At 67.6% G+C, this 25,315-nt stretch carries 25 protein-coding genes and 1 pseudogene; 16 read left to right on the forward strand and 10 right to left on the reverse strand.

What is annotated here, in order from left to right:
• The first annotated feature begins 1 nt into the window (after position 1).
• Together ACE3SS_RS06040 and ACE3SS_RS06045 are read left to right on the forward strand one after the other, a co-directional pair.
• Positions 2-430 carry a hypothetical protein gene (locus ACE3SS_RS06040; protein ID WP_374592266.1) on the forward strand — a complete coding sequence of 143 codons (429 nt, stop codon included), beginning with the start codon at positions 2-4 and terminating at the stop codon, positions 428-430.
• A gap of 87 nt (positions 431-517) precedes the next feature.
• Positions 518-1,042, forward strand: a complete 525-nt coding sequence (locus tag ACE3SS_RS06045) for a hemerythrin domain-containing protein (protein ID WP_374592267.1) — start codon at positions 518-520, stop codon at positions 1,040-1,042.
• Between the two features lie 18 nt (positions 1,043-1,060).
• Here ACE3SS_RS06045 and ACE3SS_RS06050 read toward each other — a convergent pair whose 3' ends face one another.
• The 10 genes and pseudogenes from ACE3SS_RS06050 to ACE3SS_RS06095 all read right to left on the reverse strand — a co-directional run bounded on the left by ACE3SS_RS06050 (position 1,061) and on the right by ACE3SS_RS06095 (position 12,035).
• Positions 1,061-1,675: a chalcone isomerase family protein gene (locus ACE3SS_RS06050; RefSeq protein WP_374592268.1), complete on the reverse strand. Its 615-nt coding sequence runs from the start codon at positions 1,673-1,675 to the stop codon at positions 1,061-1,063.
• Positions 1,676-1,836: 161 nt separating this feature from the next.
• Positions 1,837-1,944 (reverse strand): annotated as a pseudogene (locus ACE3SS_RS06055) (acyl-CoA dehydrogenase family protein); the annotation flags it as partial.
• A 79-nt stretch (positions 1,945-2,023) separates the two neighbouring features.
• Positions 2,024-3,196 carry a helix-turn-helix transcriptional regulator gene (locus ACE3SS_RS06060; RefSeq protein WP_374592269.1) on the reverse strand — a complete coding sequence of 391 codons (1,173 nt, stop codon included), beginning with the start codon at positions 3,194-3,196 and terminating at the stop codon, positions 2,024-2,026.
• 677 nt (positions 3,197-3,873) lie between these two features.
• Positions 3,874-5,052 carry an isovaleryl-CoA dehydrogenase gene (locus ACE3SS_RS06065; RefSeq protein WP_374592270.1) on the reverse strand — a complete coding sequence of 393 codons (1,179 nt, stop codon included), beginning with the start codon at positions 5,050-5,052 and terminating at the stop codon, positions 3,874-3,876.
• A 60-nt stretch (positions 5,053-5,112) separates the two neighbouring features.
• A complete protein-coding gene (locus ACE3SS_RS06070; RefSeq protein WP_374592271.1) occupies positions 5,113-6,024 on the reverse strand; it encodes a hydroxymethylglutaryl-CoA lyase in 912 nt (303 codons plus the stop codon).
• A gap of 29 nt (positions 6,025-6,053) precedes the next feature.
• On the reverse strand, positions 6,054-8,144 hold the full coding sequence (locus tag ACE3SS_RS06075; RefSeq protein ID WP_374592272.1) for a biotin carboxylase N-terminal domain-containing protein: 2,091 nt from the start codon (positions 8,142-8,144) through the stop codon (positions 6,054-6,056).
• A 127-nt stretch (positions 8,145-8,271) separates the two neighbouring features.
• A complete protein-coding gene (locus ACE3SS_RS06080; RefSeq protein ID WP_374592273.1) occupies positions 8,272-9,063 on the reverse strand; it encodes an enoyl-CoA hydratase/isomerase family protein in 792 nt (263 codons plus the stop codon).
• A gap of 19 nt (positions 9,064-9,082) precedes the next feature.
• The gene (locus tag ACE3SS_RS06085) at positions 9,083-10,705 is read right to left on the reverse strand and encodes a carboxyl transferase domain-containing protein (protein WP_374592274.1); all 1,623 of its coding nucleotides are present in this window, start codon (positions 10,703-10,705) and stop codon (positions 9,083-9,085) included.
• 41 nt (positions 10,706-10,746) lie between these two features.
• Positions 10,747-11,520 carry a TetR/AcrR family transcriptional regulator gene (locus ACE3SS_RS06090; protein WP_374592275.1) on the reverse strand — a complete coding sequence of 258 codons (774 nt, stop codon included), beginning with the start codon at positions 11,518-11,520 and terminating at the stop codon, positions 10,747-10,749.
• Positions 11,521-11,711: 191 nt separating this feature from the next.
• The gene (locus tag ACE3SS_RS06095; protein WP_374592276.1) at positions 11,712-12,035 is read right to left on the reverse strand and encodes a hypothetical protein; all 324 of its coding nucleotides are present in this window, start codon (positions 12,033-12,035) and stop codon (positions 11,712-11,714) included.
• 332 nt (positions 12,036-12,367) lie between these two features.
• Here ACE3SS_RS06095 and gspG point away from each other — a divergent pair, with 332 nt between their 5' ends.
• The 14 genes from gspG to ACE3SS_RS06165 all read left to right on the forward strand — a co-directional run.
• On the forward strand, positions 12,368-12,826 hold the full coding sequence (gene gspG, locus ACE3SS_RS06100) for a type II secretion system major pseudopilin GspG (RefSeq protein ID WP_374592277.1): 459 nt from the start codon (positions 12,368-12,370) through the stop codon (positions 12,824-12,826).
• Positions 12,827-12,837: 11 nt separating this feature from the next.
• A complete protein-coding gene (locus ACE3SS_RS06105; RefSeq protein WP_374592278.1) occupies positions 12,838-14,055 on the forward strand; it encodes a type II secretion system F family protein in 1,218 nt (405 codons plus the stop codon).
• A 9-nt stretch (positions 14,056-14,064) separates the two neighbouring features.
• Positions 14,065-15,630 (forward strand): GspE/PulE family protein, encoded by a 1,566-nt coding sequence (locus ACE3SS_RS06110; RefSeq protein ID WP_374592279.1) that lies wholly within the window; start codon positions 14,065-14,067, stop codon positions 15,628-15,630.
• Complete coding sequence (locus ACE3SS_RS06115) at positions 15,611-16,297, forward strand: hypothetical protein (RefSeq protein WP_374592280.1); 687 nt, start codon at positions 15,611-15,613, stop codon at positions 16,295-16,297. The genes ACE3SS_RS06110 and ACE3SS_RS06115 overlap by 20 nt, the downstream gene beginning before the upstream one ends.
• Entirely contained in the window at positions 16,294-16,986 is a 693-nt protein-coding gene (locus ACE3SS_RS06120; RefSeq protein ID WP_374592281.1) for a hypothetical protein, read from the forward strand. The genes ACE3SS_RS06115 and ACE3SS_RS06120 overlap by 4 nt, the downstream gene beginning before the upstream one ends.
• Positions 16,983-17,576, forward strand: coding sequence for a hypothetical protein (locus tag ACE3SS_RS06125; RefSeq protein ID WP_374592282.1), 594 nt, complete (start codon positions 16,983-16,985; stop codon positions 17,574-17,576). Before ACE3SS_RS06120 ends, ACE3SS_RS06125 begins: the two co-directional genes overlap by 4 nt.
• The gene (locus ACE3SS_RS06130) at positions 17,573-18,262 is read left to right on the forward strand and encodes a hypothetical protein (protein WP_374592283.1); all 690 of its coding nucleotides are present in this window, start codon (positions 17,573-17,575) and stop codon (positions 18,260-18,262) included. Before ACE3SS_RS06125 ends, ACE3SS_RS06130 begins: the two co-directional genes overlap by 4 nt.
• The gene (locus ACE3SS_RS06135; protein WP_374592284.1) at positions 18,259-20,466 is read left to right on the forward strand and encodes a secretin N-terminal domain-containing protein; all 2,208 of its coding nucleotides are present in this window, start codon (positions 18,259-18,261) and stop codon (positions 20,464-20,466) included. Before ACE3SS_RS06130 ends, ACE3SS_RS06135 begins: the two co-directional genes overlap by 4 nt.
• 12 nt (positions 20,467-20,478) lie before the next feature.
• Positions 20,479-20,949: a type II secretion system protein gene (locus tag ACE3SS_RS06140; RefSeq protein WP_374592285.1), complete on the forward strand. Its 471-nt coding sequence runs from the start codon at positions 20,479-20,481 to the stop codon at positions 20,947-20,949.
• An 11-nt stretch (positions 20,950-20,960) separates the two neighbouring features.
• On the forward strand, positions 20,961-21,359 hold the full coding sequence (locus tag ACE3SS_RS06145; protein ID WP_374592286.1) for a type II secretion system protein: 399 nt from the start codon (positions 20,961-20,963) through the stop codon (positions 21,357-21,359).
• Positions 21,334-21,975, forward strand: coding sequence for a type II secretion system protein (locus ACE3SS_RS06150; protein ID WP_374592287.1), 642 nt, complete (start codon positions 21,334-21,336; stop codon positions 21,973-21,975). Before ACE3SS_RS06145 ends, ACE3SS_RS06150 begins: the two co-directional genes overlap by 26 nt.
• A gap of 196 nt (positions 21,976-22,171) precedes the next feature.
• Positions 22,172-22,993 carry an XrtB/PEP-CTERM-associated transcriptional regulator EpsA gene (gene epsA, locus ACE3SS_RS06155; protein ID WP_374592288.1) on the forward strand — a complete coding sequence of 274 codons (822 nt, stop codon included), beginning with the start codon at positions 22,172-22,174 and terminating at the stop codon, positions 22,991-22,993.
• 432 nt (positions 22,994-23,425) lie between these two features.
• Positions 23,426-24,211, forward strand: coding sequence for a PEP-CTERM sorting domain-containing protein (locus tag ACE3SS_RS06160; RefSeq protein ID WP_374592289.1), 786 nt, complete (start codon positions 23,426-23,428; stop codon positions 24,209-24,211).
• A 72-nt stretch (positions 24,212-24,283) separates the two neighbouring features.
• Positions 24,284-25,315 (forward strand): hypothetical protein (locus tag ACE3SS_RS06165; protein WP_374592290.1); only part of this gene is annotated, 1,032 nt, incomplete at its 3' end.

Genomic DNA, 25,315 nt, shown 5'->3' on the forward strand with positions numbered 1-25,315 from the left:
CATGCGACTCCTCAAACTCCAACGCGGCTTGATCGCCACCTGCCTGGCCTGGGCTGCTGTCTCGGCGGCCTGGGCGGGTGATCACGTGGTCATCATCGGGCACACCTCGGTGCGCAAGCTCGACGCCGCCACCGTGCAACGCATCTACACCGGCAAGGTCGTCGAAGTCGACGGCGCGGCCGTGGTGCCCTTCAACGCGGCGCCCGGTCAGGCGGTGCGCCAGCGCTTCCTGGCCGACTACCTGCAGCAGGACGAAGACAAGTTCGTCGCCTACTGGACGGTGCGCCGCTACGTCGGCAAGGGCACGCCGCCCCGCGAGGTGAAAGACGCGGCGGCGATGGTCGAGCAGATCAACAAGACGCCGGGCGCCATCGGCTACGTCGACGAGAGCGACGTGACGCCGGGCATGAACGTGTTGCTGCGCAAGTGATTCACGCGGGCTCGCGCGCCGGGCCCGGTTGGGCGGGGGCGCTAACATTTCAGTCCCGGATTCGAGACAGAAAGTACACGCCCCATCATGACGACGAGCCCCGCCCCTCTTGATCGCACGCTGGCCGACTGGCAGCAAGCCAGCGCGAGCGAGCTGATCCAGCACATCCTGCAGCGCTACCACGAGCGCCACCGGCAACAACTGCCCGAACTGGTGCGGTTGGCGCGCCGCGTCGAAGAGGTTCACGCCGACCGCCCCGATTGCCCGCGCGGGCTGGCCGATCACCTCGAGGGCATGCACCGCGAGCTCGAAGGGCACATGCAAAAAGAAGAGCAGATCCTCTTTCGGCTGATCGGCAGCGGCATGTCGCCCGTGGGCCTGCCACCGGTGACGGTGATGCGCCTCGAGCACGAAGACCACGTCCAGGCTCTGGCGCGCATGGTTGAGCTGGCGAACGGCCTGAGCACCCCCGAAGGGGCCTGCAACACCTGGCAGACCTTGATGGCCGGGTTGCGCACCCTGCACGACGACCTCACGCAGCACATCGCGCTTGAAAACAATGTGCTGTTCGAGGGGCGCAATGCGCCCGAGGGGCAGGGCTCGGCAGGCTGAGGCCGAGGCCCCGCGCGCTCAGGTGCCGAGCAGCGCGGCCTTGAGCTTCTCGTCCGCGGGGTCGCGCCCCAGCCAGATGTTGAGCGCCATCGCGAAGAACTCGGCGTCGCCCACGGGTTCGCCCTGGGCCTGGCCGGTGATGAAGAAGGTGGTGCCCTTGCCCGGCACGTATTCCATGCGGAAGTCGTCGCCCGGGTGCAGCATCGGCTTGCCGGCGAACACCTCAACCAGGCGGGTCACGTCTTTCACGTGGCGCTGCATGGCCTCGGGCGAGGCGTTCAGGCCCATGCCCTTGACGAACAGGCGCCCGAGGTCGCCGCCGGGCAAGTCGCGCCGTGCCACGAAGCTCAGCACCTTGGGGCCTTCCATGGCCACGGCTTTTTCAGCCGTGTAGGCCTTGCCCGGCAAGTACAACGCCAGGTCGTACATCCAGAAGTAGGCCTTCTTGCGCGAGCCGTGGCCGTTCATCAGCAGGCGCGTGCTGCTCACCGTCATCAGCGGGTCGAAGCTGATGGGGGTGACACCCTCGGCGCCATGCGCCGGCAGGCCGCCCAGACTCATGGCCGCGGCGATGGCCAGCGCATGCAGACGGCGACGGGTGATGCGGGGACTGGGTCGATGCGATGCAGACATCTTGGCGTGCTCCCTGGCTGATGTGAACGGCCATGATGGCACCCTCGCGCGCCCCGCCTTCTCATGGTTTGCGCGGGCCTGATCGAAGAAGGCATCACGCGGGCAACTATTCACGCCACGCCGTGGCGCGGCGTCCACGCCCGCGCCCCGTTTGCGCTGGCTCAAGCCGTCTCGGCAAACAACTCCCGCCCGATCAGCATGCGGCGGATCTCGCTGGTGCCGGCGCCGATCTCGTAGAGCTTGGCGTCGCGCCACAGACGGCCCAGCGGACGCCGGCAAAATTGCAATACCTCACTCGAGAGGGGCGATGAACGTGCTGTTGCGAAAGTGGCGCGGCGATGAGAATGACTACCATGGGCACATGCTCAGGCGCACGAAGTCGGCTTGGCGTGTGAGGCCTGTGCGCTTGCCCAATTCGACCAATTGAGCTCGAACGGTTCGTTCGGCAACGCCACGCTGCAATGCGATCTGCTTGACCGTTGATCCTTGGCTCAGTTGTTCAAGAATCTCACGCATTGCCGGGGTCAGCGAAAACCTGTGGGCCACATGATCAAGCCATGAACGATGCAAGAGGTTCATGTCAGACGAGCATTCGGTGTGCTTCAGCATCAACAAAGCAATGGCTTGTGGCCATGCATGGGCGAACAGCGGCATGGCAGCGAGAGGGGCGATGCTCAGAATCCCGGGCAATAGTCGGCCGTTGTGTTGAGCGGACACAGTGACGGTTGTCTGATCGCTTGTTTCCGCGGAGGCTTGTTTTGCAAGCAGGGCTTTCAACGCGCGGGCATTGATGTCGCCAACCGATTGCAATGTGCCGTGCTGCTGTCTGGCCCACAAATTTCTGTCCATCAAGTTGTGTGCTGCGGTGTTTGCGTGCTGGATGTGTCCATTTTTTTGGATGATCCAAATTGGCACCGCTAGTGAATCCACTGTGCGTTCGGCTGCTGCGTCATCGAGATGCTTGGGACGCATCGACCACAGCGATGAGGCTCTGTTTACGGCATTTCTGAGGTGTGGCCATAACGCTTCGAGGACGAGTTGTTCGTCGCGCGAAAACGGGGGGTCCGAAAACAGTCGAAACAGCGTCAGATGAACGACTGGAACGGGGGCGTCGCTTTGATCCGTCACTTTCAACGAAATCAGCTGCTCTGCGCTGTAACGGCTGCACCACTCATTGAAGAACGCGGTGGCTCTTAGCTCATCGTCTGGCAGAAATTCATGTCCGAATCTAACCTGCCCTGCCTTGCTGAAGAGGCCCGGTGCTGCCGCTTTGTTCCAGGCATCCTGATTGGCCCAGCGTGAGAAATATGCATCGACACCTGCACGCAGATCGCCGTACGCGATGTAGACCGGTGTTATGTCCGGCGCGGGCTCTGGTGTGAAGAGCGCGCCGCCTCGCGAGCCGAATGCCTGACATAAATCGTTTACCACCAATTGCCACTGCGAAGAGTCTGTTGCGGCTAATCGCATGCGCAGAGTCAGTAGATCAATCGGCGCTTGCTGTTTCTTGAATGACTTCATATCGCTGCTTGCTCGGCACATATATAGGGATAGGGCGCGAACGGTTGCATTTGGATGGACGACAACCACTCGAAATGTCTGGCTTTGCTCGGCGTCACGCCAATCAACAACGGCTTGGCGGACTGGAGTCTTTGTGTGTTTCGTGTCTCGCCGTCGGCATGAAAGGTAACAACCAATATTTGCGGCTTTCTTGATTTGTGGCAATGATTTGCTCCCCTCTCTGGAGGGGTGGGGGGTTGACTATTTGTCCAATGCCAATCTGCTGTTTGGTCAGCAAAAATGCATCCGTGCGAAGCATTAAACAAATTTGCACGTTGCAAACCGGCGTGCTGTGCTGTCGGTTCTTGGGCTCTGTTTTTCGAGCCGGCGGGAGGCGCCCCCAGCGGGGCTGGAGTCACGGATGTTGTTTACGAACCGTTTGCGCCGTTGGGGGCGTGCGCGGGTGATCGCCAGGCAACGCGCCAACACGCAAGGGTTTGGCGAGCCTGTGATGACCGCTTTTGCTGGGGTAGTCGGGTTGCCCGCAGCCTTGGTTGCCGATGCGGTGGTTTACCTGGTGCTACGGGTTGCGGACGGCTTATCGCTCGCAGTGTTAAACCGTAAATGCGCTTGGCAACGTTTTCTAGGCGACCGGTAGAAGAGTCGCCTGTTTGGGGTGGGGGAGGCGTGTTGGGCGCTCAAGCCGTCTCGGCAAACAACTCCCGCCCGATCAGCATGCGGCGGATCTCGCTGGTGCCGGCGCCGATTTCATAGAGCTTGGCGTCGCGCCACAGGCGGCCGAGCGGGTAGTCGTTGATGTAGCCGTTGCCGCCGAAGATCTGCACGCCGTCGCCGGCCATGCGGGTGGCCTGCTCGGCCGTCCACAAGATCAGCGCGGCGCAGTCCTTGCGCACGTGGCGGGCGTGCTGCGCGCCGAGGTTGTCGAGGTTCTTGGCCACGGTGTAGGCCATGGAGCGGGCGGCTTGCAGCACGGTGTACATGTCGGCCACCTTGCCCTGGATGAGCTGGAACTCGCCGATCGACTGGCCGAACTGCTTGCGCTCGTGGATGTAGGGCACCACGTTGTCCATCACCGCCTGCATGATGCCCAGCGGGCCGCCCGAGAGCACGGCGCGTTCGTAGTCGAGGCCGCTCATCAAGACCTTCACGCCATTGCCTTCGCCGCCCAGCACGTTCTCGGCCGGCACCTCGCAGTTGTCGAAGAACAGCGGGTAGGTGTTGGAGCCGCGCATGCCGAGCTTGTCGAGGTGCGCGCCCTTGGTGAAGCCGGCAAAGCCCTTCTCGATGATGAAGGCCGTCATGCCCTTGGCGCCGGCTTCGGGCTCGGTCTTGGCGTAGACGACCAGCGTGTCGGCATCGCCGCCGTTGGTGATCCACATCTTGCTGCCGTTGAGCACGTAGCGGTCACCCTTCTTGTCGGCGCGCAGCTTCATGCTCACCACGTCGGAGCCCGCGTTGGGCTCGCTCATGGCCAAGGCGCCGATGTGGTCGCCGCTGATGAGCTTGGGCAGGTACTTGCGCTTTTGCGCTTCGGTGCCGTTGCGGTTGATCTGGTTGACGCACAGGTTGGAGTGCGCGCCGTAGCTCAGGCCCACCGAGGCGCTGGCGCGGCTGATTTCTTCCATGGCCACCATGTGCGCCAGGTAGCCCATATTCGTGCCGCCGTATTCCTCGCTCACGGTCAGGCCGTGCACGCCGAGGTCGCCAAGCTTCTTCCACATGTCGGCCGGGAAGAGGTTGTCGCGGTCGATGTCGGCGGCGCGGGGGGCGAGTTCTTGCTGGGCAAAGCTGCTGACGGCTTCGCGCAGCGCGTCGATGTCGTCACCGAGAAAGTGGTTCAGGCCGGGCAGGCTCATGGTTGTCTCCTGTGGAATGCGTGAAGGTGTGGTGAGTTTCGGATCAGGTCGGCGCGGGGCTCAGGCAGTGGCGCGTTTGGCCAGCAGCGCATTGGCCACGCGCGACACGGGCTTGCGGCCCAGCGCGGTCGAGATGAACGCGGCGGCATCCACCAGCTGGTTCAGGTCGATGCCGGTTTCGATGCCCAGGCCGTGCAGCAGGTAGACCACATCTTCGGTGGCGACGTTGCCCGTCGCGCCCTTGGCGTAGGGGCAGCCGCCCAGGCCGGCCACGCTGGCATCAAACGTGTGGATGCCGAGCTCCAGGCAGGCGTAGATATTGGTGAGCGCCTGGCCGTAGGTGTCGTGAAAGTGCCCGCTCAACTCGGCCAGCGGCACGCGCTTCAAGGCGCGCTCCATCACGGCCTGCACGCGCCGCGCCGTGCCCACGCCGATGGTGTCGGCAATGCCGATGTGGTCGGTGCCGATGTCTTGCAGGCGCGCCACCACGTCGTCCACCGCATCGAGGCTGACTTCGCCTTGGTAGGGGCAACCCAGCGCGCACGACACCGCCGCACGCACCTTCATCTTGGCGGCGTGCGCGGCCTCGACGACCGGGCGAAAGCGCTCGATCGACTCAGCAATCGAGCAGTTGATGTTGCGCTGGCTGAAGGCCTCGGACGCCGCCGCGAAGATCACTACCTCGTCGGCTTTTGACGCGAGCGCGCCTTCGAAGCCCTTCATGTTCGGCGTGAGCACGCTGTAGCGCACACCGGCTTGGCGCGTGATGCCGGCCATCACCTCGGCGTTGTCGGCCATCTGCGGCACCCACTTGGGGCTCACGTAGCTGGTGACTTCGATCTCGCGCAGGCCGGCGGCTTGCAGGCGGTGCACGAGTTCGATCTTGGTGGCGGCGGGCACCGGCTGCGCTTCGTTTTGCAGGCCGTCGCGCGGGCCGACGTCAACGAGCTTGACGTGGGTGGGCAGGGTCATGGTGTTGGTCCTGTCGTGTGGGGGTGCGCTCAAGCCGCCTTGGCTTCGAGCTTGAGCAACTCGGCGCCTTCGGCCACCTGGTCGCCCACGGCGCACAGCAACTCGCTGACCACGCCGTCGTAGGGCGCGGTGAGCGTGTGTTCCATCTTCATCGCCTCGGTCACGGCCAGGGCCTGGCCCTTGGTGACGGCATCGCCGGCCTTGACCAGCAGTGCCACCACCTTGCCGGGCATCAGTGCGGTCAGGCGGCCCGAGCCGCCGTGGCCTTCGCCCGCGTGGGCCAATGGGTCGACGTAATGCACGGCGCTCGTGCCTTGCGGGGCGAACACGTTGAAGCGCTCGGTGTTGCGCTCGGCGTGGGGTTCCTGGCGGTACACGGCCAGCCGGACGCGCTGCGTGCCGGGGCCGCTGCCCAGGGTCACGTCAAAGCGATCCGGCCCCATCAAGGCGACTTGCAGCGGCACGGCTTCGGCGTGCGGTGCCAATTGCAGCAGGTGGCTGCCGTCGTGCTGATAGGTCAGCACGGCCTGCACCACTTCGCCGGCCACGTCGAGCTTGAGATGGCGCCGCGCCACGCCGTGCAGGCGCCAGCCATCGCGACGCGACCACGTATCGGCCGAGGCCAGGGCCTGCTCGTCGGCCAGCAGACGCGCCACCACGCCGGCCACGGCGAGCAGCGGCGGCAGTTCGCGCGGCACGAACAGCACGTCGCGCTCGCGTTCGATCAAGGCGGTGTCGAGGTCGGCCTGCGCAAACGACTTCGTGGCGACGATGCCGCGCAAGAAGCTCACATTGGTCTGCAGGCCGGTGATGTGCAGTTCGCTCAAGGCCGCGTCGAGCTGCGCCAGGGCTTGCTCGCGGTTGGTGCCGTGCACGATGAGCTTGGCGACCATCGAGTCGTAATAGGGCGAGATCTCGTCGCCCTCGCGCACGCCGCTGTCCACGCGGACGGGGCTGATCGCAAAGTTCGACGCCGCCGGCGTGCGGTAGACGTTGAGCCGGCCGGTGGCGGGCAAGAACTGCTGCAGCGGGTTCTCGGCGCAGATGCGCGCCTCGATGGCGTGGCCGTGGATGCGCAACTCGTCTTGCTTGAGCGGCAGCGGCTCGCCGGCGGCCACGCGCAGTTGCCACTCCACCAAGTCCAGACCCGTGATCGCTTCCGTCACCGGGTGCTCGACCTGCAGCCGCGTGTTCATCTCCATGAAGTAGAAGCCTTTGACCCCCATGCCCCCCGAGGGGGTGCCGCCACCTTGGGACGGCCCGGCGGTGTCGGGCACATCTTGCTCGACGATGAACTCGACGGTGCCCGCGCCCACGTAGCCCACGCTGCGGGCAGCGGCAATGGCGGCGGCGCCCATCTCGGCGCGACGCTCGGGCGTCATGCCGGGGGCGGGCGCTTCTTCGAGCACCTTCTGGTGACGGCGCTGCACCGAGCAGTCGCGCTCGAACAGGTGCACGTAGTTGCCGTGGCTGTCGCCAAAGATCTGGATCTCGATGTGGCGCGGGCGGGTGACGTAGCGCTCGACCAGCACGTGGTCGTCGGCAAAGCTGGTCAGCGCTTCACGCTTGCATGAGGCGAGCGCGGCTTCAAATTCGCTGGCCTGCTGCACAGCCCGCATGCCCTTGCCGCCACCGCCCGCGCTGGCCTTGATCAGCACGGGGTAGCCGATGCGCTCGGCCTCGGCCTTCAAGAAGTCGGGTTCCTGCCGGTCGCCGTGGTAGCCGGGCACCAGCGGCACGCTGGCCTTTTCCATCAGCGCCTTGGCGGCGGCCTTGCTGCCCATCGCGGCAATGGCCGATGCGGGCGGGCCGATGAAGGCGATGCCCGCGTCGGCGCAGGCCTGGGCGAAGGCTTCGTTCTCGCTCAAGAAGCCGTAACCGGGGTGGACGGCTTGCGCGCCGGTGGCTTGCGCCGCGGCGAGGATGCGATCGGCCAGCAGGTAGCTGTCGCGCGGCGCGGGGCCGCCGATGTGCACGGCCTCGTCGCAGGCTTGCACGTGCTTGGCGTTGGCGTCGGCATCGGAGTAGACGGCCACGGTGCGGATGCCCAGGCGGCGCGCGGTGGCGGCCACGCGGCAGGCGATTTCGCCTCGGTTGGCAATGAGGATTTTTGTAAACATGAGTGCTCGGCTCAATCGCCCCTCGCTTCGCTCGTTACGCAATTTGGCTTCGCCGCAACGTTCGCTGCGCGACCGTTGTCGCCGCGGTTGGCAATGAGGATTTTGGTGAACATATCGAAGACGCCTCTCAAGCGCTCTGCCACGGTGGGGTGGTCTTATTCAAGAAAGCCTGTAGCCCTGCCTTGCCTTCGTCGCTGGCGCGTACGTCGGCGATCAGGCGCGCGGTCTGGTCGCGCAACTCAGGCGTGTTGGGCACGCCGGCCACGTCGGCCACCAATTGCTTGCTGGCGCGCACGGCCTGCGGGCCGTTGGCCACGATGGCGTTGGCGATGGCGTTCACGGTGTCGTCGAGCGCCTCGGGTGTCGTCACCTCATGCACCAGGCCGATCTGTTGCGCGCGTGCGGCATCGAAGCGCTCGGCGGTGGTGAAGTAGCGGCGCGCGGCGCGCTCGCCGATGGCGCGGATCACATACGGGCTGATGGTGGCCGGCACCAGGCCGAGTTTGACCTCGCTGAGGCAGAAGCCCGCGTTGCTCGACGCCACGGCAATGTCCGCCGCCGCCGTCAGGCCCACGCCGCCGCCGTAGGCGTCGCCCTGCACGCGGGCGATCACCGGCGCCGGGCAGTGCGCGATGGCGCGAAACAGCTCGGCCAGGCGGCCGGCGTCGGCGTGGTTCTCGCCCCAGGTGTAGTCGGCCATGGCGCGCATCCAGTTCAGGTCGCCGCCTGCGCTGAAAGCCTTGCCGTGGCCGCCCAGCACGATCACGCGCACGCTGGCGTCGGCCCCCAGCGTGTGGAAGGCGTGCGTCAGCTCGGCGATGGTGGCGTCGTTGAAGGCGTTGCGCAGCTCAGGCCGGTTGAGCCAGACGCGGGCGATGGCGTTGCCCACACCATTGCGTTCGATTTGGATATTGCTCATCGCGTGGTCCTTGCGGCGGTCACATGCGGAACACGCCGTAGCGCGTGTCTTCGATCGGGGCGTTGAGGCTGGCGCTCAGGGCCAGCGCCAGCACGCGGCGGGTGTCGGCGGGGCGGATCACGCCGTCGTCCCACAGACGGGCCGAGGCGTAGTAGGGGTGGCCCTGGTCTTCGTATTGCTGGCGGATCGGCGCCTTGAAGGCCTCTTCTTCGTCAGCGCTCCAGCTGCCGCCCTTGAGCTGGATGCCGTCGCGCTTGACGGTGGCCAGCACGCTCGCGGCCTGCTCGCCGCCCATCACCGAGATGCGCGCGTTCGGCCACATCCACAAGAAGCGCGGGTTGAAGCTGCGGCCGCACATGCCGTAGTTGCCGGCGCCGAACGAGCCGCCGATGATCACGGTGAACTTGGGCACCTGCGCGCACGACACGGCCGTCACCATCTTGGCGCCGGCGCGGGCAATGCCTTCGTTCTCGTATTTGCGGCCCACCATGAAGCCGGTGATGTTCTGCAAGAAGACCAGCGGGATCTTGCGCTGGCAGCACAGCTCGATGAAGTGCGCGCCCTTGTTGGCGCTCTCGCTGAACAAGATGCCGTTGTTGGCCACGATGCCCACCGGCATGCCGTCGATGTGCGCGAAGCCGGTGACCAGCGTGTTGCCGTAGCGCGCCTTGAACTCGTCGAACTCGGAGCCGTCGACGATGCGGGCGATCACCTCGCGCACGTCAAACGGCTTGCGCGTGTCGGTGGGGATGATGCCGCCGAGTTCGGCGCCCGCGTAGCGCGGCTCGCGCGGTTCGACCAGCGCGATCTCAGGCTGCTTGCGCCAGTTGAGCCGCGCCACGGCCTGGCGGGCCAGCGCGAGCGCGTGGGTGTCGTCGTTGGCCAGGTGGTCGGCCACGCCCGACAGGCGCGTGTGCACGTCGCCGCCGCCCAGGTCCTCGGCCGTCACCTCTTCGCCGGTGGCCGCCTTCACCAGCGGCGGGCCGCCCAGGAAGATCGTGCCCTGGTTCTTGACGATGATGGTCTCGTCGCTCATGGCCGGCATGTAGGCGCCGCCGGCCGTGCACGAGCCCATCACCACCGCGATCTGCGGAATCCCCGCCGCGCTCATGTTCGCCTGGTTGTAGAAGATGCGGCCGAAGTGGTCGCGGTCGGGGAAGACTTCGTCTTGATTCGGCAGGTTGGCGCCGCCCGAGTCGACCAGATAGATGCAGGGCAGGCGGTTTTGCTGCGCGATCTCTTGGGCGCGCAGGTGCTTCTTGACCGTGAGCGGGTAGTAGGTGCCGCCCTTCACGGTGGCATCGTTGCAGACGATCACGCACTCGACGCCCGCCACGCGGCCGATGCCGGCAATCACGCCCGCGCAGGGCGCGGCGTCGCGGCCGTCTTTTTCTTTGTAGACGTTCAGCGCGGCCAGCGGCGCGATTTCGAGAAACGGCGTGCCGGGGTCGAGCAGGCCCTCGACGCGATCGCGCGGCAGCAGCTTGCCGCGTGCCAGATGCTTGACGCGGGGCGCTTCGCCGCCGCCCAGCGAGATCTGCTCGAGCTTGGCTTCGAGGTCGTCGATCAGCGTCTGCATGGCCTGGGCGTTGGCCTTGAAGGCGTCGGACCGCGGGTTGATTTGTGAGGTGATGACGGGCATGGCGGGTGAGTGAGGGCTAGCGTTGGGCGCGCAGGGGCGGCTCAGCGGGTCGATCGGCGTGCGGCGCCAGTCTTGGCGGTCGCGCGACGCGGTGGTGTATTGTTATTTGAGTGCGACTCAATTTCAAGTTGCCGCAGGGCCTGGCTCACGTCAGCGCGAAAGCGCGCGAGCGATTCGAGAGAAGCGTCACGCGGCAGCAGGGCGCTCCAGATCAGGGTGGTCAACTGCTCGGCGGTGGTGTCGATGGCCGGGCGGCGCTGGGTGTTGAGCGAGTCCCACAGCACGTGTTCCATCGAGCCGTAGATGAGGTCGCGCAGCAGGCGCAGCGGCATGTCTTGCCGGATCTCGCCGGCCGCCTGCGCGCGCGCCAGGCAGTCCATCAGCGGCTGGGTGTAGCGGCGCTTGCATTCGGTGCTCACGGCGGCCAGGTCGGCCAAATCGGGTGCGGTGGCGCGGCCTTCTCCCAGCACCAGGGCGCACATGCCCGAACCGTCAGCCAGCAGGGTCACCAGATGCTGGCGGATCACGTAGCTCAACTGAGCGTGGATGCCTTGCAGGCGCGGCACCTCGGCCTCCAGCTGCGAGCTGATCTCGTCGTACCAATCCTTGATCACGGCCATGCACAGTTCGCGCTTGCCGGCAAAGTAGGTGAAGACGGTGGCCTCCGACACGCCCGCGCGCTCGGCGATCTGCGCCGTGGTGGCGCGCTGAAAGCCTTGCTCCGAAAACACGCCGCGCGCGGCGCGCAGCAGCTCGGCGACGCGGAGTTGTGATTTGGCGCGGCGTGGGGCCAGGCGTTGCAGGGTGGGGGGCATGGTCTGCAAAATTGAGTGTTGCTCAATTATGCAGGTGGTGCCAACCGCGAGGCGGTGCGGTGGCCAGGCGACTCGCTTGAATCAGGTGGGAGCGTTGCGCATCCGTCCCGGGCGGGCAATCTCTCCGCCACAAACAAAAACAGCGCCTTGAAAGCGCTGTCTTGTCGAGCCGGCTGGATTCGTCGGCGGCATCAGGCGACGGCGCGCTGGTTGCCCCAGTCCACCAGCACGTCCATCACGCGGCTCAGTCCGTAGCCGAGCGCCGCGCAGCTGACAGCCAGGTCGGCCGGGTTGCGGCTGGCGGCGAAGTGTCCGGCCAGGGTCATGGCGGCATAGGCGCCGATCCAGGGCAGGGCGGCGGCGACGGCGCCAGCGACCACTTGTCGCCAGCTCAGCGGCACGCTGCGCTCGAAGATGCCGATCAGGTTGAGGCGCCAGGCGGCGACGAAGAAGTTGGCGGTCAGGGCGATGGCCAGAATCAAGGCGCTCGTGAGCGCCATCACGGTGTCGGACATGGTGCGAATTCCTGCGTACTGCGGCGGGCTCGGCAACCGAGCACCCTGGGCGCGAGGATACCTGCAAGTGCTCGCAAGATAGCGGGTTAACCCTTAAACAAGGGGCGTGCAAAAGTCGCGGCGATGTTGGGGGGTATCTGGCGGTTCGGGTAGTTGTGAGCGCTTGCTTCGGCTTAATCCATTGATGCACCTGAATATCGAGGGGGTGATGGCTTAGGGGGGTGATGGTGGCGGCCATCTGCGTATAGTCCGTTCGGATCATCTGGGCCGCACCGTTCGGATCAAGCCGTGTCACCTCGCCGGCCTAGCATGCGCGCCAAAGGTAAACACCCATGCAGCAGTCAGTCGGCACACAGGCCTCTTCTTTCCGTTCGTCCGTTTCCGCCCACCGCGCTCGCGGCTTCACGCTGCTGGAGCTGCTGGTGGTGCTCGTCATCATCGGGCTGCTGGCTGGCATCGTCGGGCCGCGGTTCTTCAAGCAGCTCGGCAAGTCCGAGGTCAAGACGGCGCGCGCCCAGCTCGATGCGCTGCAAAAGTCGCTGGACCAGTACCGACTCGATGCCGGCCACTACCCCAGCACCGAGCAGGGTCTGGCGGCGCTCTGGGTCAAGCCGGCGAACGAAACCCGCTGGAGCGGCCCCTATCTGACCAAGGAGCCCCCGAAGGACCCGTGGCAGCGTGACTACCAATACCGCAGCCCGGGCCAGCATGGCGAGTACGACCTGTTCTCGCTCGGCCGCGATGGCCGCGAGGGCGGCACCGACGAGGACGAAGACATCACCAGCTGGTGATGGGGGCAGCCATGGCCCGCTACGCCGTTCGTTATCTGGCCGCCACGACAGGCGGAGCGCGTCAGCTGCGCGACGCCGTGGTCGACGCGGCCGACGCCGTGGCCGTGGCGCGCCAGCTCGCCGTGCGGCCGGCCGACATCGTCAAGCTGCAGTCGCTCGATGCCGCCCCGGCTGCGGCGGCGAGCGCGCGTGCCGGGCGCAAGGTGGCGTTTCCGCTGCGGCTGTTCAGCCAGGAGCTGGCCGTGCTGCTCGACGCGGGCATTCCGCTTTTCGAGGCGCTGGTCACGCTGCGCGAAAAAGAGTCCGCCGGCTCCACCACCGAGGTGCTGTCCAGCGTGATCGCCGCGCTCGAGCAGGGGCAGAACTTCGCGCAGGCACTGCGCGGTCGGCCCGAGGCGTTCTCGTCGCTGTTCATCGCCTCCATCGAGGCCAGCCAACGCACCGGTCAGATCGCTCAGGCTCTGCGGCGTCACGCCGAATACCTGGCCTGGCTGCAGGCGCTGCGCGACAAATTGGTCGGCGCGCTCATCTACCCGGGCATCCTGATCGCGGCGGGCTCGCTGGTGATGCTGTTTCTCACCGTGTTCGTGGTGCCGCGCTTCGCGCAGATCTATGACGACCTGGGCGGCGATCTGCCCTGGATGTCGCGCGTCATGCTGGGCTTTGGTCAGTTCGTCGGCGCCAACCCGTTGATCGTGGCGGTGGCCGTGGCGGGCCTAATCGCCGGCGTGGTGCTGGCCTGGCGTTCGCCGCGCGTGCGCGCCGTGCTGGCCGCGCAGTTGTGGACCATGCCTTACGTGGGCGAGCGCATGCGGCTCGTCGAGCTGTCGGCGCTCTACCGCACGCTCGGCTTGCTGCTGCAGGCCGGCGTGACGGCCGTGCCGGCCATGCAGGCGTCTGGCGAGCTGGTGAGCCCCTCGTTGCGCGTGTCGCTGGCCGAGGCCACGCGGCGCGTGCGCGAAGGTGCGCGCTTGTCCGACAGCCTGGAGGCCACCGGCCTGACCACCCCCGTGTCGCTGCGCATGATGCGCGTGGGCGAGCACAGCGGCGAGCTGGGCGGCATGCTCGAGCGCGCCGCCACCTTCTACGACGAAGAACTCGCGCGCTTCACCGACTGGATCGGCCGCGTCGTCAGCCCGGCGCTGATGCTCGTGATGGGCGTGATGATCGGCGGCGTGGTGGTGCTGATGTACCTGCCGATCTTCCAGGTCGCCGAGCAGATTCGATAAGGGCCCGTGATGAGTGCACAACCGAATCTCACCGTGGTCGCGGGCGGGATGCCTGAGTCGCTGACTCCCGATTGGGCGCTGTGGCCCGTCTCGCAGGCCATGCGGCTGCGCGTGGTCTTGCTGCGCGACGCCGATGGCGGCCTGCACGCGCTGACGCCCGACGTGTCGGACGACCTGCTGCGCGATGCGGTCTCGGTGCTGGTGTCCGAGCAGGGGGGCCAGCCGCTGCGCTGGCGCGCCGGCAGCGACGACGAGCTGCAATATTGGCTCGGCCTGGGCCAGCGCGACTACGACGCGATGGAAGGTCTGGCCGGCGGCGATGGCAGCGCCGAGGGTGACGCCGACGGCGCGCCGCAGGTGCTGTCCATCCAGAGCCTGTCCGAGCAGACCAGCCCGGTGGTGCGCCTGCTCGATGCCACCTTGTTTGACGCGCTCAAGGCCGAAGCCAGCGACTTGCACATGGAATGCCACCCTGGCGGCATGACCCTGCGCTACCGCCTCGATGGCGTGATGGAAACCGTGGGCGAAGTCGGCTCGCGCGAGATGGCCGAGCAGCTCGTGTCGCGCCTGAAGGTGATGGCCGAGCTCGACATCGGTGAGCGCCGCCTGCCGCAAGACGGCCGCTTCAAGCTGCACGTGCAGGCGGGCGAGTCGGTGCGCGATGTCGACTTCCGCGTCTCGATCATGCCGTCGAGCTACGGCGAAGACGCGGTGATTCGCGTGCTCGACCGCACCCGCCTGGCCGCCGACCACACGGCGCTCACGCTCGAACGCCTGGGCTTCGGCGCCGACGACAGCGAGGCCATCCACCGCCTGGCCAACAAGCCTTACGGCATGCTGCTCGTGACCGGCCCCACCGGCAGCGGCAAGACCACCACGCTCTACGCGGTGATCGCGCAGATCAACGACGGGCGCGACAAGATCATCACCATCGAAGACCCGGTCGAATACCAACTGCCGGGCGTGGTGCAGATCCCCGTGAACGAAAAGAAGGGCCTGACCTTCGCGCGCGGTTTGCGGTCCATCCTGCGGCACGACCCCGACAAGGTCATGGTGGGTGAAATCCGCGATGCCGAGACCGCGCAGATCGCCTCGCAAGCTGCGCTCACCGGTCACCTGGTGCTGACGACGGTCCACGCCAACAACTCGTTCGACGTGATCGGCCGCTTCATGCACATGGGGCTCGACCTGTACAACGTGGTGTCGGCGCTCAACGGCGTGCTGGCCCAGCGCCTGATGCGTCGCCTGTGCACGCACTGCGCCCAACCGTGGCAGCCCACGCCGAGCGACCTGCGCGCCGCCGGCCTGGGCCTGGACCGCACGGGGCGTTTCATGAAGGCCATCGGCTGCCCGCATTGCCGTGGCACGGGCTACAAGGGCCGGCGCGCGATAGCTGAAATTCTGGTGATGGACGACACCTTGCGCGACCTGATCGTGTCGCGCCAGTCGCTCACGCAAATCAAGAGCCACGCCCGCGCGGCGGGCACGCGCTTGCTGCGCGAATCGGCCATCGCCTGCGTGTTGGCGGGCGAGACCACCCTGGAGGAATTGAATCGTGTCACGCTGGCTGAGTGAAGCAACGGCGAAGGCGACAGCGCGCTTGCGCACGCTGGCTCGACCGGCGGAGGCTTTCGTGGGCGGGGCCGATGTGGCCGAGGCCGTGGCGCGCTTCGAGGCCTGGGCCGTCGAGCATGCCGGCAGCGTCTGCGACGTCGGCCTGGCTGGTTCGTTGGTGCACACCTGCGTGGTGCCTGCCGAGGTGGTGGCAGCGGCCGAGGGCGACGACGACGCCATGCTCGACTACGCCCGCCTGCAGTTCGAGCACTACTTCGGGCTGGACGGCGCTGCCTGGGTGCTGGCGGCTTCGCGAGACGAGCGCGCGGGCTTGGTGTGCGCCATGTCGGTCGAGTTGCTGAGCGGGTTGCGCGCAGCGGCTGCCACGCATCACCTGCGCTTGCGCCGCGTGGCGCCGTGGTGGGCGCGCGGCACGCAAGCGGTCTTACGCGAGGCCATGCAAGGTGAACGCGAGCCGCGCGCGGTGGCCGCCGTGGAGCCGGGGCGCACCACGCTGGTGGTGGCGCAAGACGGGCGCATCGCCCGCGTGGTGGGCGAGGCATCGAGCGCGCCGGCCGATTGGCGCGCGCGCTTGCAAGACAGCGCCGGCGCGGCTTCGCTGTGGTCGTTCAAGCTGGGGGCCGAGCAGCCCGAGCTGGTGTTCGCGCGCATCGAGGGGGCCGCATGACAAGCTGGCTGCATCGATTGACCCGCCCGCGCATCGCCGGCGCGCCGCGCTGGGCCGACGACCTCGACTTTCTCGGCGGCACGCAGCCCGCCGCGTGGTGGGCCTGGGTGTTGCTGGCGCTGGGCGTGCTGGCGGTGGTCACGCTGAGCCTGGAGCGGCAGAGCCTGTCCGACGAGCTGGAGCGCGCCGACGCCCGCCTGCGCCAGGCGCAACGCTTCGAGCATCAGGCCGAGATGCGGGCCAAGCTGGCGGCGGCCCAGGCGGCCGAGCATGAGCAGCAGGCGCGGCGCCAGGTGCAGGTGAGCGAGCAGACCTTGCGCGCCGCCACCAAGCTGGTCCAGCAACTGGCCTACCCCTGGGCCGACGTGCTGGGCGGCGTGGAACAAGCCTCGGGCGACGTGGCCTTGCTCGGTTTGCGGCACGACGTGCAAAGCGGCGAGGTGCACCTGGACGCCGCCGTGCGCGACGACCTGATGGCGCTGAAGTGGGTGGACGCCTTGTCGGCCGACCGCGCGCATTTCGATCAGGCCTATCTGCAATCGCGCGAGCCCTTGCAGCAGCCGGTGGGCGAATTCACCACGCGCGTGCAGCTGGTGGCGGTGTTGAGCCCGCGCATCGAGATCGCCGCGGCGGCCCGCGCCGCCGAGGCAGCCAGCGCGGCGCCCGTCAAGGCCGGAGGCCGGCCATGAAGCTCGCGCTCAATCAGAAGACCATGCGGCGCGTGGCGCTGCAACTCGGCCTGCCCGGCGGTGTCGGCGTGGCCTTGCTGCTGCTGGCGGCGTGGGGCGAGTGGGGTGCCTTGCCCGCGTGGCATCGGCAGATCGACCAGGCCAACGCCGAGGCGCGGCGCATTCGCCAGACCGTGCAGCAGCAAGGCGGCGGCGTGGTGGCCGAGGTCACGCCCGAGCAGGCGGTGAGCGCCTTGATGGCGCGCCTGCCCACGGCCGCGCAGCGCTCCGGCGTGATCGCCGGCTTGCTGCAGGCGGCCAAGGCGCAACAACTGACCATCGACTCGCTGCAACTGCATCAGACCGACGAGCGCGTTGAAGGCGGCCCCGAGGCGCGCGGCACGGGCGTGTCGCGCCAGCAGATCGACGTGCCGCTCAAGGGCCGCTACGCGCAGATCCGGGCCTGGCTGGTGGCGCTGTTGCAAGAGCAGCCCGCGCTGAGTCTGGACAGCCTGCAACTCAAGCGCGCCGACGCGCAGACCGACTTGCTCGACGCGCGCGTGAGCCTGTCGCTGTGGGTGTCCGACGCGCGCGACGAGGCAAAGCCATGAGCGGCGCGCCGATGCCTGCCAACGCGGCCCCGGCGGCGCGGCCCAAGCGCATCCGCCCCGGTCTGCTGATCGCGTTGCTTGCGATCCTGGCGGCCACGGCCTGGTCGCTGCTGCAAGACGACGAACCCGCGCCGCGCCACCGCCAAGGCGCGGGCAAGGCGGCGTCGCGTCAGGCAACAGGCGCCGACCCGGCCTTGAGCGGCGCGCGCTCCCTGCGCTCGGCCCGGGCGGCGGATGGCGCCGCGCCGGCGGCTGCGGCATCGAGCGCCTCGGCCGCCTTGCAAGGCCTCACCGAGCAGGTGGCGCGCTGGCAGACGCGTGGCGCGTTCGACACGCTGGGCGAAGTGGGCAATGCCGCCTGGTCGTCCAAGGTGCCGCCCCCGCCGCCGCCGCCCAAGCACGTGCCGCCGCCCCCACCGCCGCCGCCCGTGGCGCCGCCGTTCCCGTATCAGTGGGTGGGGCGCTGGCAAGAGCCGGCCGCGCCCGCCGCGCCGGCGAGTGCGTCGGCCAAGCGGGCCGCGACGCGCGAGCTGGCCGTCATCACCGGCCCGAACCAGACCTGGGTCGTCAAACCTGGCGACGTGATCGAAGGGCAGTGGCGCATCGACGCCATCACCGATACCTCCGTGCAGCTGACGTACCTGCCGCTGTCTCAAACCCAAACCATTTCGATGCGACGAACATGACGCCGCTTTGCACACTCTCTCGCCGCTTCTCTGCCTGGTCGCGACTGCGCGCCCCGGGCGCCTTGTTGCTGGCGGCGGCGCTGGCCGGTTGCGCCAACCCCGCGATCAAGCTGGCCGACGAGCTCTCGCAAGCCGGGCAGTACGAAGCCGCCTACGTGGCGCTCGATCGGGCGCAGCGCGAGCACCCCGACGACACGGCCCTGCTGGTGGCCAAGACCAAGCAGCGCGACACCGCCGCCGCCTTCTTGATCTACCAGGCGCAGGCGGCCTACGCGGCCGGGGCGCTGGACGAGACGCGCTCGCTGCTGGCTCGCGTCGAGGCCATCTCGCCCAAAGACCCCCGCACCGCCGGCCTGCAGGCCGCGCTCGATCGCGTGCCGCGCCACCAGAAGCTGATGGCGCAAGCCAAGGCCGACTACGAGCGCGGCCAGTTCGACCGCGCCGCCGACGCGCTGCACACCGTCATTAACGAAGACAACAGCAACATGACGGCGCGTTCGCTGCTGGCACGCGTGGACGAAGCACGCGAGGCGCAGGTGCAGTCGATGGCGAGCAACCTGAAGACGGCCGACAAGATCATCAACCTCGAATTCCGCGAGGCGCCGCTGCGCACCGTGTTCGAGGCGCTGGCGCGCGCCGCCGACGTCAACTTCGTGTTCGACAAGGACGTTCGCACCGACGCCAAGGTGTCGCTCTTCTTGCGCAACACCACGGTGGACGAAGCCATGCGCGTGATCCTCTCGACCCAGCAGCTCGACCGCAAGCTGCTCAACGACAACTCGGTGCTCGTCTACCCGAACAACGCGCAAAAGCAACGCGAGCATCAAGACCTGGTCACGCGCAGCTTCTACCTGATCAACGCCGATGCCAAGCAGGCGCAGAACCTCGTGCGGACGATGACCAAGACGCGCGACATCTTCGTTGACGACCGGCTCAACCTGCTGGTGGTGCGCGACACGCCCGAGGTGATCCGCGTGGTCGAGCGCTTGATCGAATCGCTCGACCTGCCGGAGTCGGAGGTGATGCTCGAAGTCGAGATCATGGAGGTGTCGAGCAGCACGGTGCGCGAGCTGGGGTTGAGCTGGCCGACCAGCGCGTCGTACGGCGTGCCGGACTCCACCTCGCCCATCGCCACGGGCACCAGCGGCTTGCGCGCGTTCGTCGCCAACCCGCTGGTCAAGGCCACGCTCAACGGTTCGAGCGGCAACGCCAACTTGCTGGCCAACCCGAAGATCCGCGCCCGCAACCACGAAAAGGCCAAGGTGCAGATCGGCCAGAAGCTGCCGGTGTTCACCACCACGTCCACCGCCAACGTGGGCACGGCCACGTCGGTCACGTATCTCGACGTGGGGCTCAAGCTCGAAGTCGAGCCGTCCATCCAGCTCGACGGCGACGTGATCATGAAGGTGGCGCTCGAGGTGAGCAGCAACAACGGCGAGGTGAAGTCGGCCGACGGCACCACCGCCTACCTGATCGGCAACCGCGTCACCTCGACCTCGCTGCGCCTGAAAGACGGCGAGACGCAGGTGCTGGCCGGTTTGATTCAAGACGACGACCGCAAGAGCGCGGCGGGCGTACCGGGCCTCAGCGAGGTGCCGGGCGCCGGCGTGCTGTTCGGCACGCGCAAGAGCGATCGCCAGAAGACCGAGATCGTGCTGCTCATCACCCCGCGCATCGTGCGCAGCACCACCTTGCCGGCGCTGGCTGGCGCGGCCGTGCCCTCGGGCACCGACACCCAGCCGGGCGCGGCCAGCATGCGTATCCGCCCGGGCAAGCCGCAGGTGGGGGGCGCGCCGGGCAACGGGGGCGGCATGAGCGGCAGCCTGGGCGCGGGCGCGGGCGCGGCGCCGGCGTCCAGCAGCGAACCCTCGATTGGCGGGCCCGAGGAGGTGATGTCGGGGGCGGCGTTCAACGTCACCGTGTCCAACCCGACCGCGTCCGCGGTGAGCGCCGATCTGCTGTTCGACACCTCGGTGCTCAAGTCGACGCAACCGGGCGGGCCAGCCGGGCGGGTGCCGTTGCAGATCGGGCCGCGCGCCTCGCGCTCGGTGGGCTTGCAGGTGCTGCCGCAGACGTCCGATACCGCGACCGCGCTGACGCTGTCGTCGGGCAGCGCCTCGCTGAACGTCCGGGTGCGGGGCAGCCAGCCCGGCGGACAAGGCGCGAGCGACAACGACGAGCAACCCGCTCCGCGGCAGGACTGAGCCGGGCAAGCCATGGCCTCGCGCGGCTTCACCTTGATCGAGATGCTGGTGGTGGTGCTCATCGTGGGCATCCTGGCCAGCGCCGCCATGCCGCTGGCCGAGCTCACGCAGCGCCGCGCCAAAGAGGCCGAGCTGCGCGCCAACCTGCGCACCTTGCGCACGGCCATCGACGACTACAAGAAGGCGTGGGACGACAACCGCATCGAGCACCAGATGCAAGACACCGGCTATCCGCCCGATCTCGATACGCTCGTCAAGGGCGTGGTGGACGCCAAGAGCGCCAAGTCGAGCAAGCGCATCTACTTCCTGCGCCGCATCCCGCGCGACCCGTTCGCCGACCCGCTGCTGCCGGCCGCGCGCACCTGGGGCCTGCGCAGCTACGACAGCCCGCCCGACGCGCCGCAGCGTGGCGCGGACGTGTACGACGTCTACTCCACCGCCACCGGCGAGGGGCTCGACGGCGTGCCCTACCGGCAGTGGTGAGGGGGCAGGCGATGCAAGCAAGCAAGCGCAAGCGCAAAGGCAAGGGCTTCACCCTGATCGAGCTGATGGTGGTGCTGGCCATCGTCGGGCTGCTCAGCGCCATCGTGGCGCCGCGCTACTTCAAGAGCGTGGATCGCGCGCGCGAGGCCACGTTGCGCACCTCGCTCAACGTCATGCGCGACGCCATCGACAAATTCGCCGCCGACAAGGGCCGCTACCCCGAATCGCTCGACGAGTTGGCGCAGGCCCGCTACATCCGCGAGGTGCCCGAAGACCCGATCACCGGCCGGCGCGACAGCTGGCTCATGCTGCCGCCGCCGCCCACCAGCAGCGTGCCGGGGCAGATGGCCGACGTGCGCAGCGGCGCGGCCGGGGAGGGGCTCGATGGCACGCCCTATCAGAAGTTCTAGCCCGGGTCGCCAGGGCGGCTTCACCTATCTGATGCTGCTGCTGGGGGTGGCGATCGCCGGCGTGGTGCTGGCCGCCCTGGGCACCAGCTGGCACATGATGGCGCGCCGCGACCGCGAGGCCGAGCTGGTGTGGCGCGGCACGCAATACCAGCACGCGCTGACGTCGTATGCCCGCGTGTCGGCGGCGGTGCTGTCGGCCAGCAGCGCCACGGCGAGCTACGCGATGCAGCCCGACCCGGCGATGCAGCCTGCCGCCGCCGCGCCGGTGGCATCGGCTGCCGCTGCAGCGTCGGCGCCTGCGTCGGCGCCCGCGCCATCGGCCGGGCCGCTCGAGCTGAAAGACCTGCTCGAAGACCGGCGCACCGGCAAGCTCGTGCGGCATCTGCGCCAGCTGTATCCCGACCCCGTCACCGGCCAGCGCTGGGGCGTGCAGCGCTCGCCAGACGGCCGCATCGCCGGCGTCTACAGCCTGTCGGACGCGGCACCGGTGCGGCGCTCGCTGGGGGTGCAAAGCTACCGCGAGCTGGTCTTCGGCACCTCTTCAGAGGGGGCTGCCGCCGCCGCGTCGAGCGCATCGGCCGCGTCGGGGGCGGCCGGTGCGAGGGGCGCCGAATGACAGCCGAATGCCTCCGTGCCGAACGGACCCGGTTTTTTGATCCGCTCGGCTCACGCCTGACGCGGTCGTCAACAAACTGTCACCCGCCCCACCTAGCATCGCGCCCAGTCCGTCGAACGTTCACTGACGACTACAAAACTACAAACGTCAGCAACCGTCTGGCCTGAACGCCTCCGCCTGAAAGCAGCCCCCGCCCATGTCGTCCGTCGCCGCATTCGCTCCTGAGCATTCCGAAAGCCTGCTGCGCGTCATCGAGGCAGCGGCCGAGGTGCGGCGGCGCTATCAATTCTTCTTGTGGACGCAGGCCGACGTGCAGCGCCTGCTGCCGCACAAGCTGGCCATCTGTGGCGCGTATGACCGGGCCCGGCGCGACCTCGCCATCGAGGCGCTCTACAGCGTGCCGCTGCCGGCTGAGCTGCTCGAATCGATCAACCACGTGCAAAGCCCGCTCGTGCAGCAGATGCTGATGCATTGGGTGGCGGGCCGCCAGCAACCGGTGGTGATCGACCTGCTCAGGCAACTGGCGCACGACGGCGCCGCGCAGCGCCTGGCGCAGATCGGATACCAGCGCCTGCTCGTGCACGCGGTGTGCCGCCCCGGGCGCCCCACCGAGCTCGAGAGCTTCTTCATCTTCGGCTCGCCCGACGGCCAGCCTACCGAGGCCGATGCCCGCGCGCTCGCGCTGCTCATGCCCTATCTGCACGCCACCTACCTGCGCGTGCACAGCATCGAGCGCGAGATGTCGCCGTCCACCACGGCCCCGATGCCCTTGATGAACCTGCCGCGCGCGGCACGCGCCGCCATTACCGAGCGTGAGCGCGAGATCCTGTGCTGGGTGCGCGACGGCAAGAGCAACCAGGAGATCGGCGAGGCGCTGCAGATCAGCGCGCTCACCGTCAAGAACCACGTGCAAAAAATATTGCGCAAGCTGGGCGCGGCCAACCGCGCGCAAGCCGTGGCCAAGGCCTTGTCGATGAACCTGCTGGTGCTGCGCGCCGAAGACCCGCCCATGCCCTGAGCCCGCCCCGGGCCGCCGGCCCGAGGCAGCGGTCAACCAGCAACGCGCCTTCGGGCGCGTTTGTCGTTTTGCGCGCCGACGAGCAAGCGACGGGCCGTTGTCTCCCCCTCATCCGAGTGGGCGCGCGGGGGCGCGAATGATCCGTTGGGCCTACGGACTTTCGCTTGACTCTTCGGTGGGGTGTCACTTGCGCTGCGAACAATGCACCTTGCTGAAACAACACAGCACCACGACGTTCTTTGAGAGATACCCGGCAGGGCAGTTGTGCCGGGTTCCCCGCCCGATGTGATCGCCGCGCAAGACCTCTGACTGTTTGTGTGAGGGCTTGAACGCCAGTGGTTGCGCTTAGGCGGTTGAGCGCGGTGCCCATGCCTGGGTGCTGCACCCACCGTTTGTCGTCCTCTTCATCACCTTTTTTTCGGAGAAACAAGCATGAACTTCAAAGCCCTCGCCGCCGCAGCCGCCCTGGTTGCCGCCGCTCCTTCTTTCGCCCTGACCCTGGGCACCGCCAGCACCGGCTCGAGCGTGTTCTTGAACGTGGTTGAAGAAAACACCACGCAAACCTCGTACGAGCTGGACCTGAACCTGTCGGTTGCCACCTTCAACGACGCCGGCACTTACAGCTGGACGCTGACCGGCGACACCTGGAACACCTTCCTGGCCACAGTTCAGGCTGGTGGCGACATGTCGTCGCTGCAATGGAGTGTGAACGCCAACAAGCTGGTCAACGCTGGTCAACAATTCGTCTACACCACCGCTGCAGACGGCACGTTGGCCAGCGATCTGGCTGTTCGTAACAGCGCCGTCGTGGGCATCGTCAACGACGTGACCAGCTACGAGCAGAAGATCAACTCGAACCTGGACGCGACCGGCCTGGCCTCGACCGCTGGCTCGACCAGCCCGGCCTACTGGGCTTACAGCGAGAACGACACGCTGAACAGCAAGCTGAATTCGTCGGTGATGAATTCGGTTGGCACGGCTTCCAGCCTCTACAAGATCGCCGTGACGCCCAAGACCGCTGGCGGCGCCACCTACTTTGCCACGACGCTCGCGACCGTGACGGCTTCCGCTGGTTCGTTCAACCTGACCAACACCGCCGGCGTCTACACCCTGACCTACACGCAACCCTCCGCTGCCGTGCCCGAAGCCAGCACGCTGGCCATGCTGCTGGCGGGCCTGGGCTTCGTGGGCTTCATCGCCCGCCGCCGCGCTGCCTGATCGTTGTCTTGCCCTGATCGGCCCGAAATGGTTCGGGCCGACTCCTAACCTGTCTACTTAGAGGTCAATCTCATGAAACTCCGTCTCATCTCGCTGGCCGCTCTGGCCGCTTTCGCTGGCCAGGCCTTCGCGGCTGACGCCAACTCGGCGCTGCGCACCGTGGCCGCCCCCGATGGCACCGCCGTTGCCACCTCGCTGTTCGTGTCGGGCTCGTCGGCCCTGGGCAACCTGGTCAAGGGCCTGGTGAACTACAACTGCACCAGCTCGGTGGTGTGGGGCGACGCCGCCAGCAACGGTGGCGACCAGGTCATGTACCTGTGCAAGAGCGTGAAGTCGGGCAGCACCTTCGCCGCCAAGGGCATCGCCGTGGGCTCCAACGTGCTCGTGTACGAGCGCAAGGCTGGCGGCTCGATCTTCGGCGTGAACCCGATCGTCAACGGTCAGGCTGACGGCAAGCTCGGCTCGGCCGTGGGCTTCATCAAGCCCTCGACCTGCGGCGCCGCCGGCAATACCTGCGACACCACGCTCGGCACCACCAGCGCCATCCCCGACGTCGGCCTGTCTGACCTCGAAGGCGCCGTGTTCCAGGACGACGACCACTTCACCAGCTCGGCCGGCGCCAAGTTGTCCGCTGGCCAACTGGCTCAGCTGTCCGGCACGGCCACCGTGCTGCAAGGCTTTGGCCTGGTCGTGAACAACGGCCTGTACAGCGCGCTGCAAGCCGCTGGCCACACGGTTGACGGCACCACCTCGGGCCTGCCCACGCTGTCGACCGCCGAAGCCGCTTCGCTGCTGAACGCTGGCGTGAACTCGGTTGACGGCTGGGGCTCGATCCTGGGTTCGGCCTACAGCGGCCGCCAGCTGAACATCTGCACCCGCACCACCGGCTCGGGCACCAAGGCCACGGCCTACCTGATGTTCACGGGCAGCACCTACTGCAGCAAGAAGCACGGCGCCGCTCTGCTGACCGCATCGCTGTCTGACGCCTCTGCCATCGGCGACGCCAACGGCACGCTGTGGGTGCAAGAAAACAGCTCGTCGGGCACCGTGAAGTCGTGCCTGAACGCGGTGGAAACCGCCGGCGCGCTGGGCGTGGGCATCATG

Source organism: Aquabacterium sp. (genome assembly GCF_041915145.1).
Lineage (GTDB): Bacteria > Pseudomonadota > Gammaproteobacteria > Burkholderiales > Burkholderiaceae_C > Aquabacterium.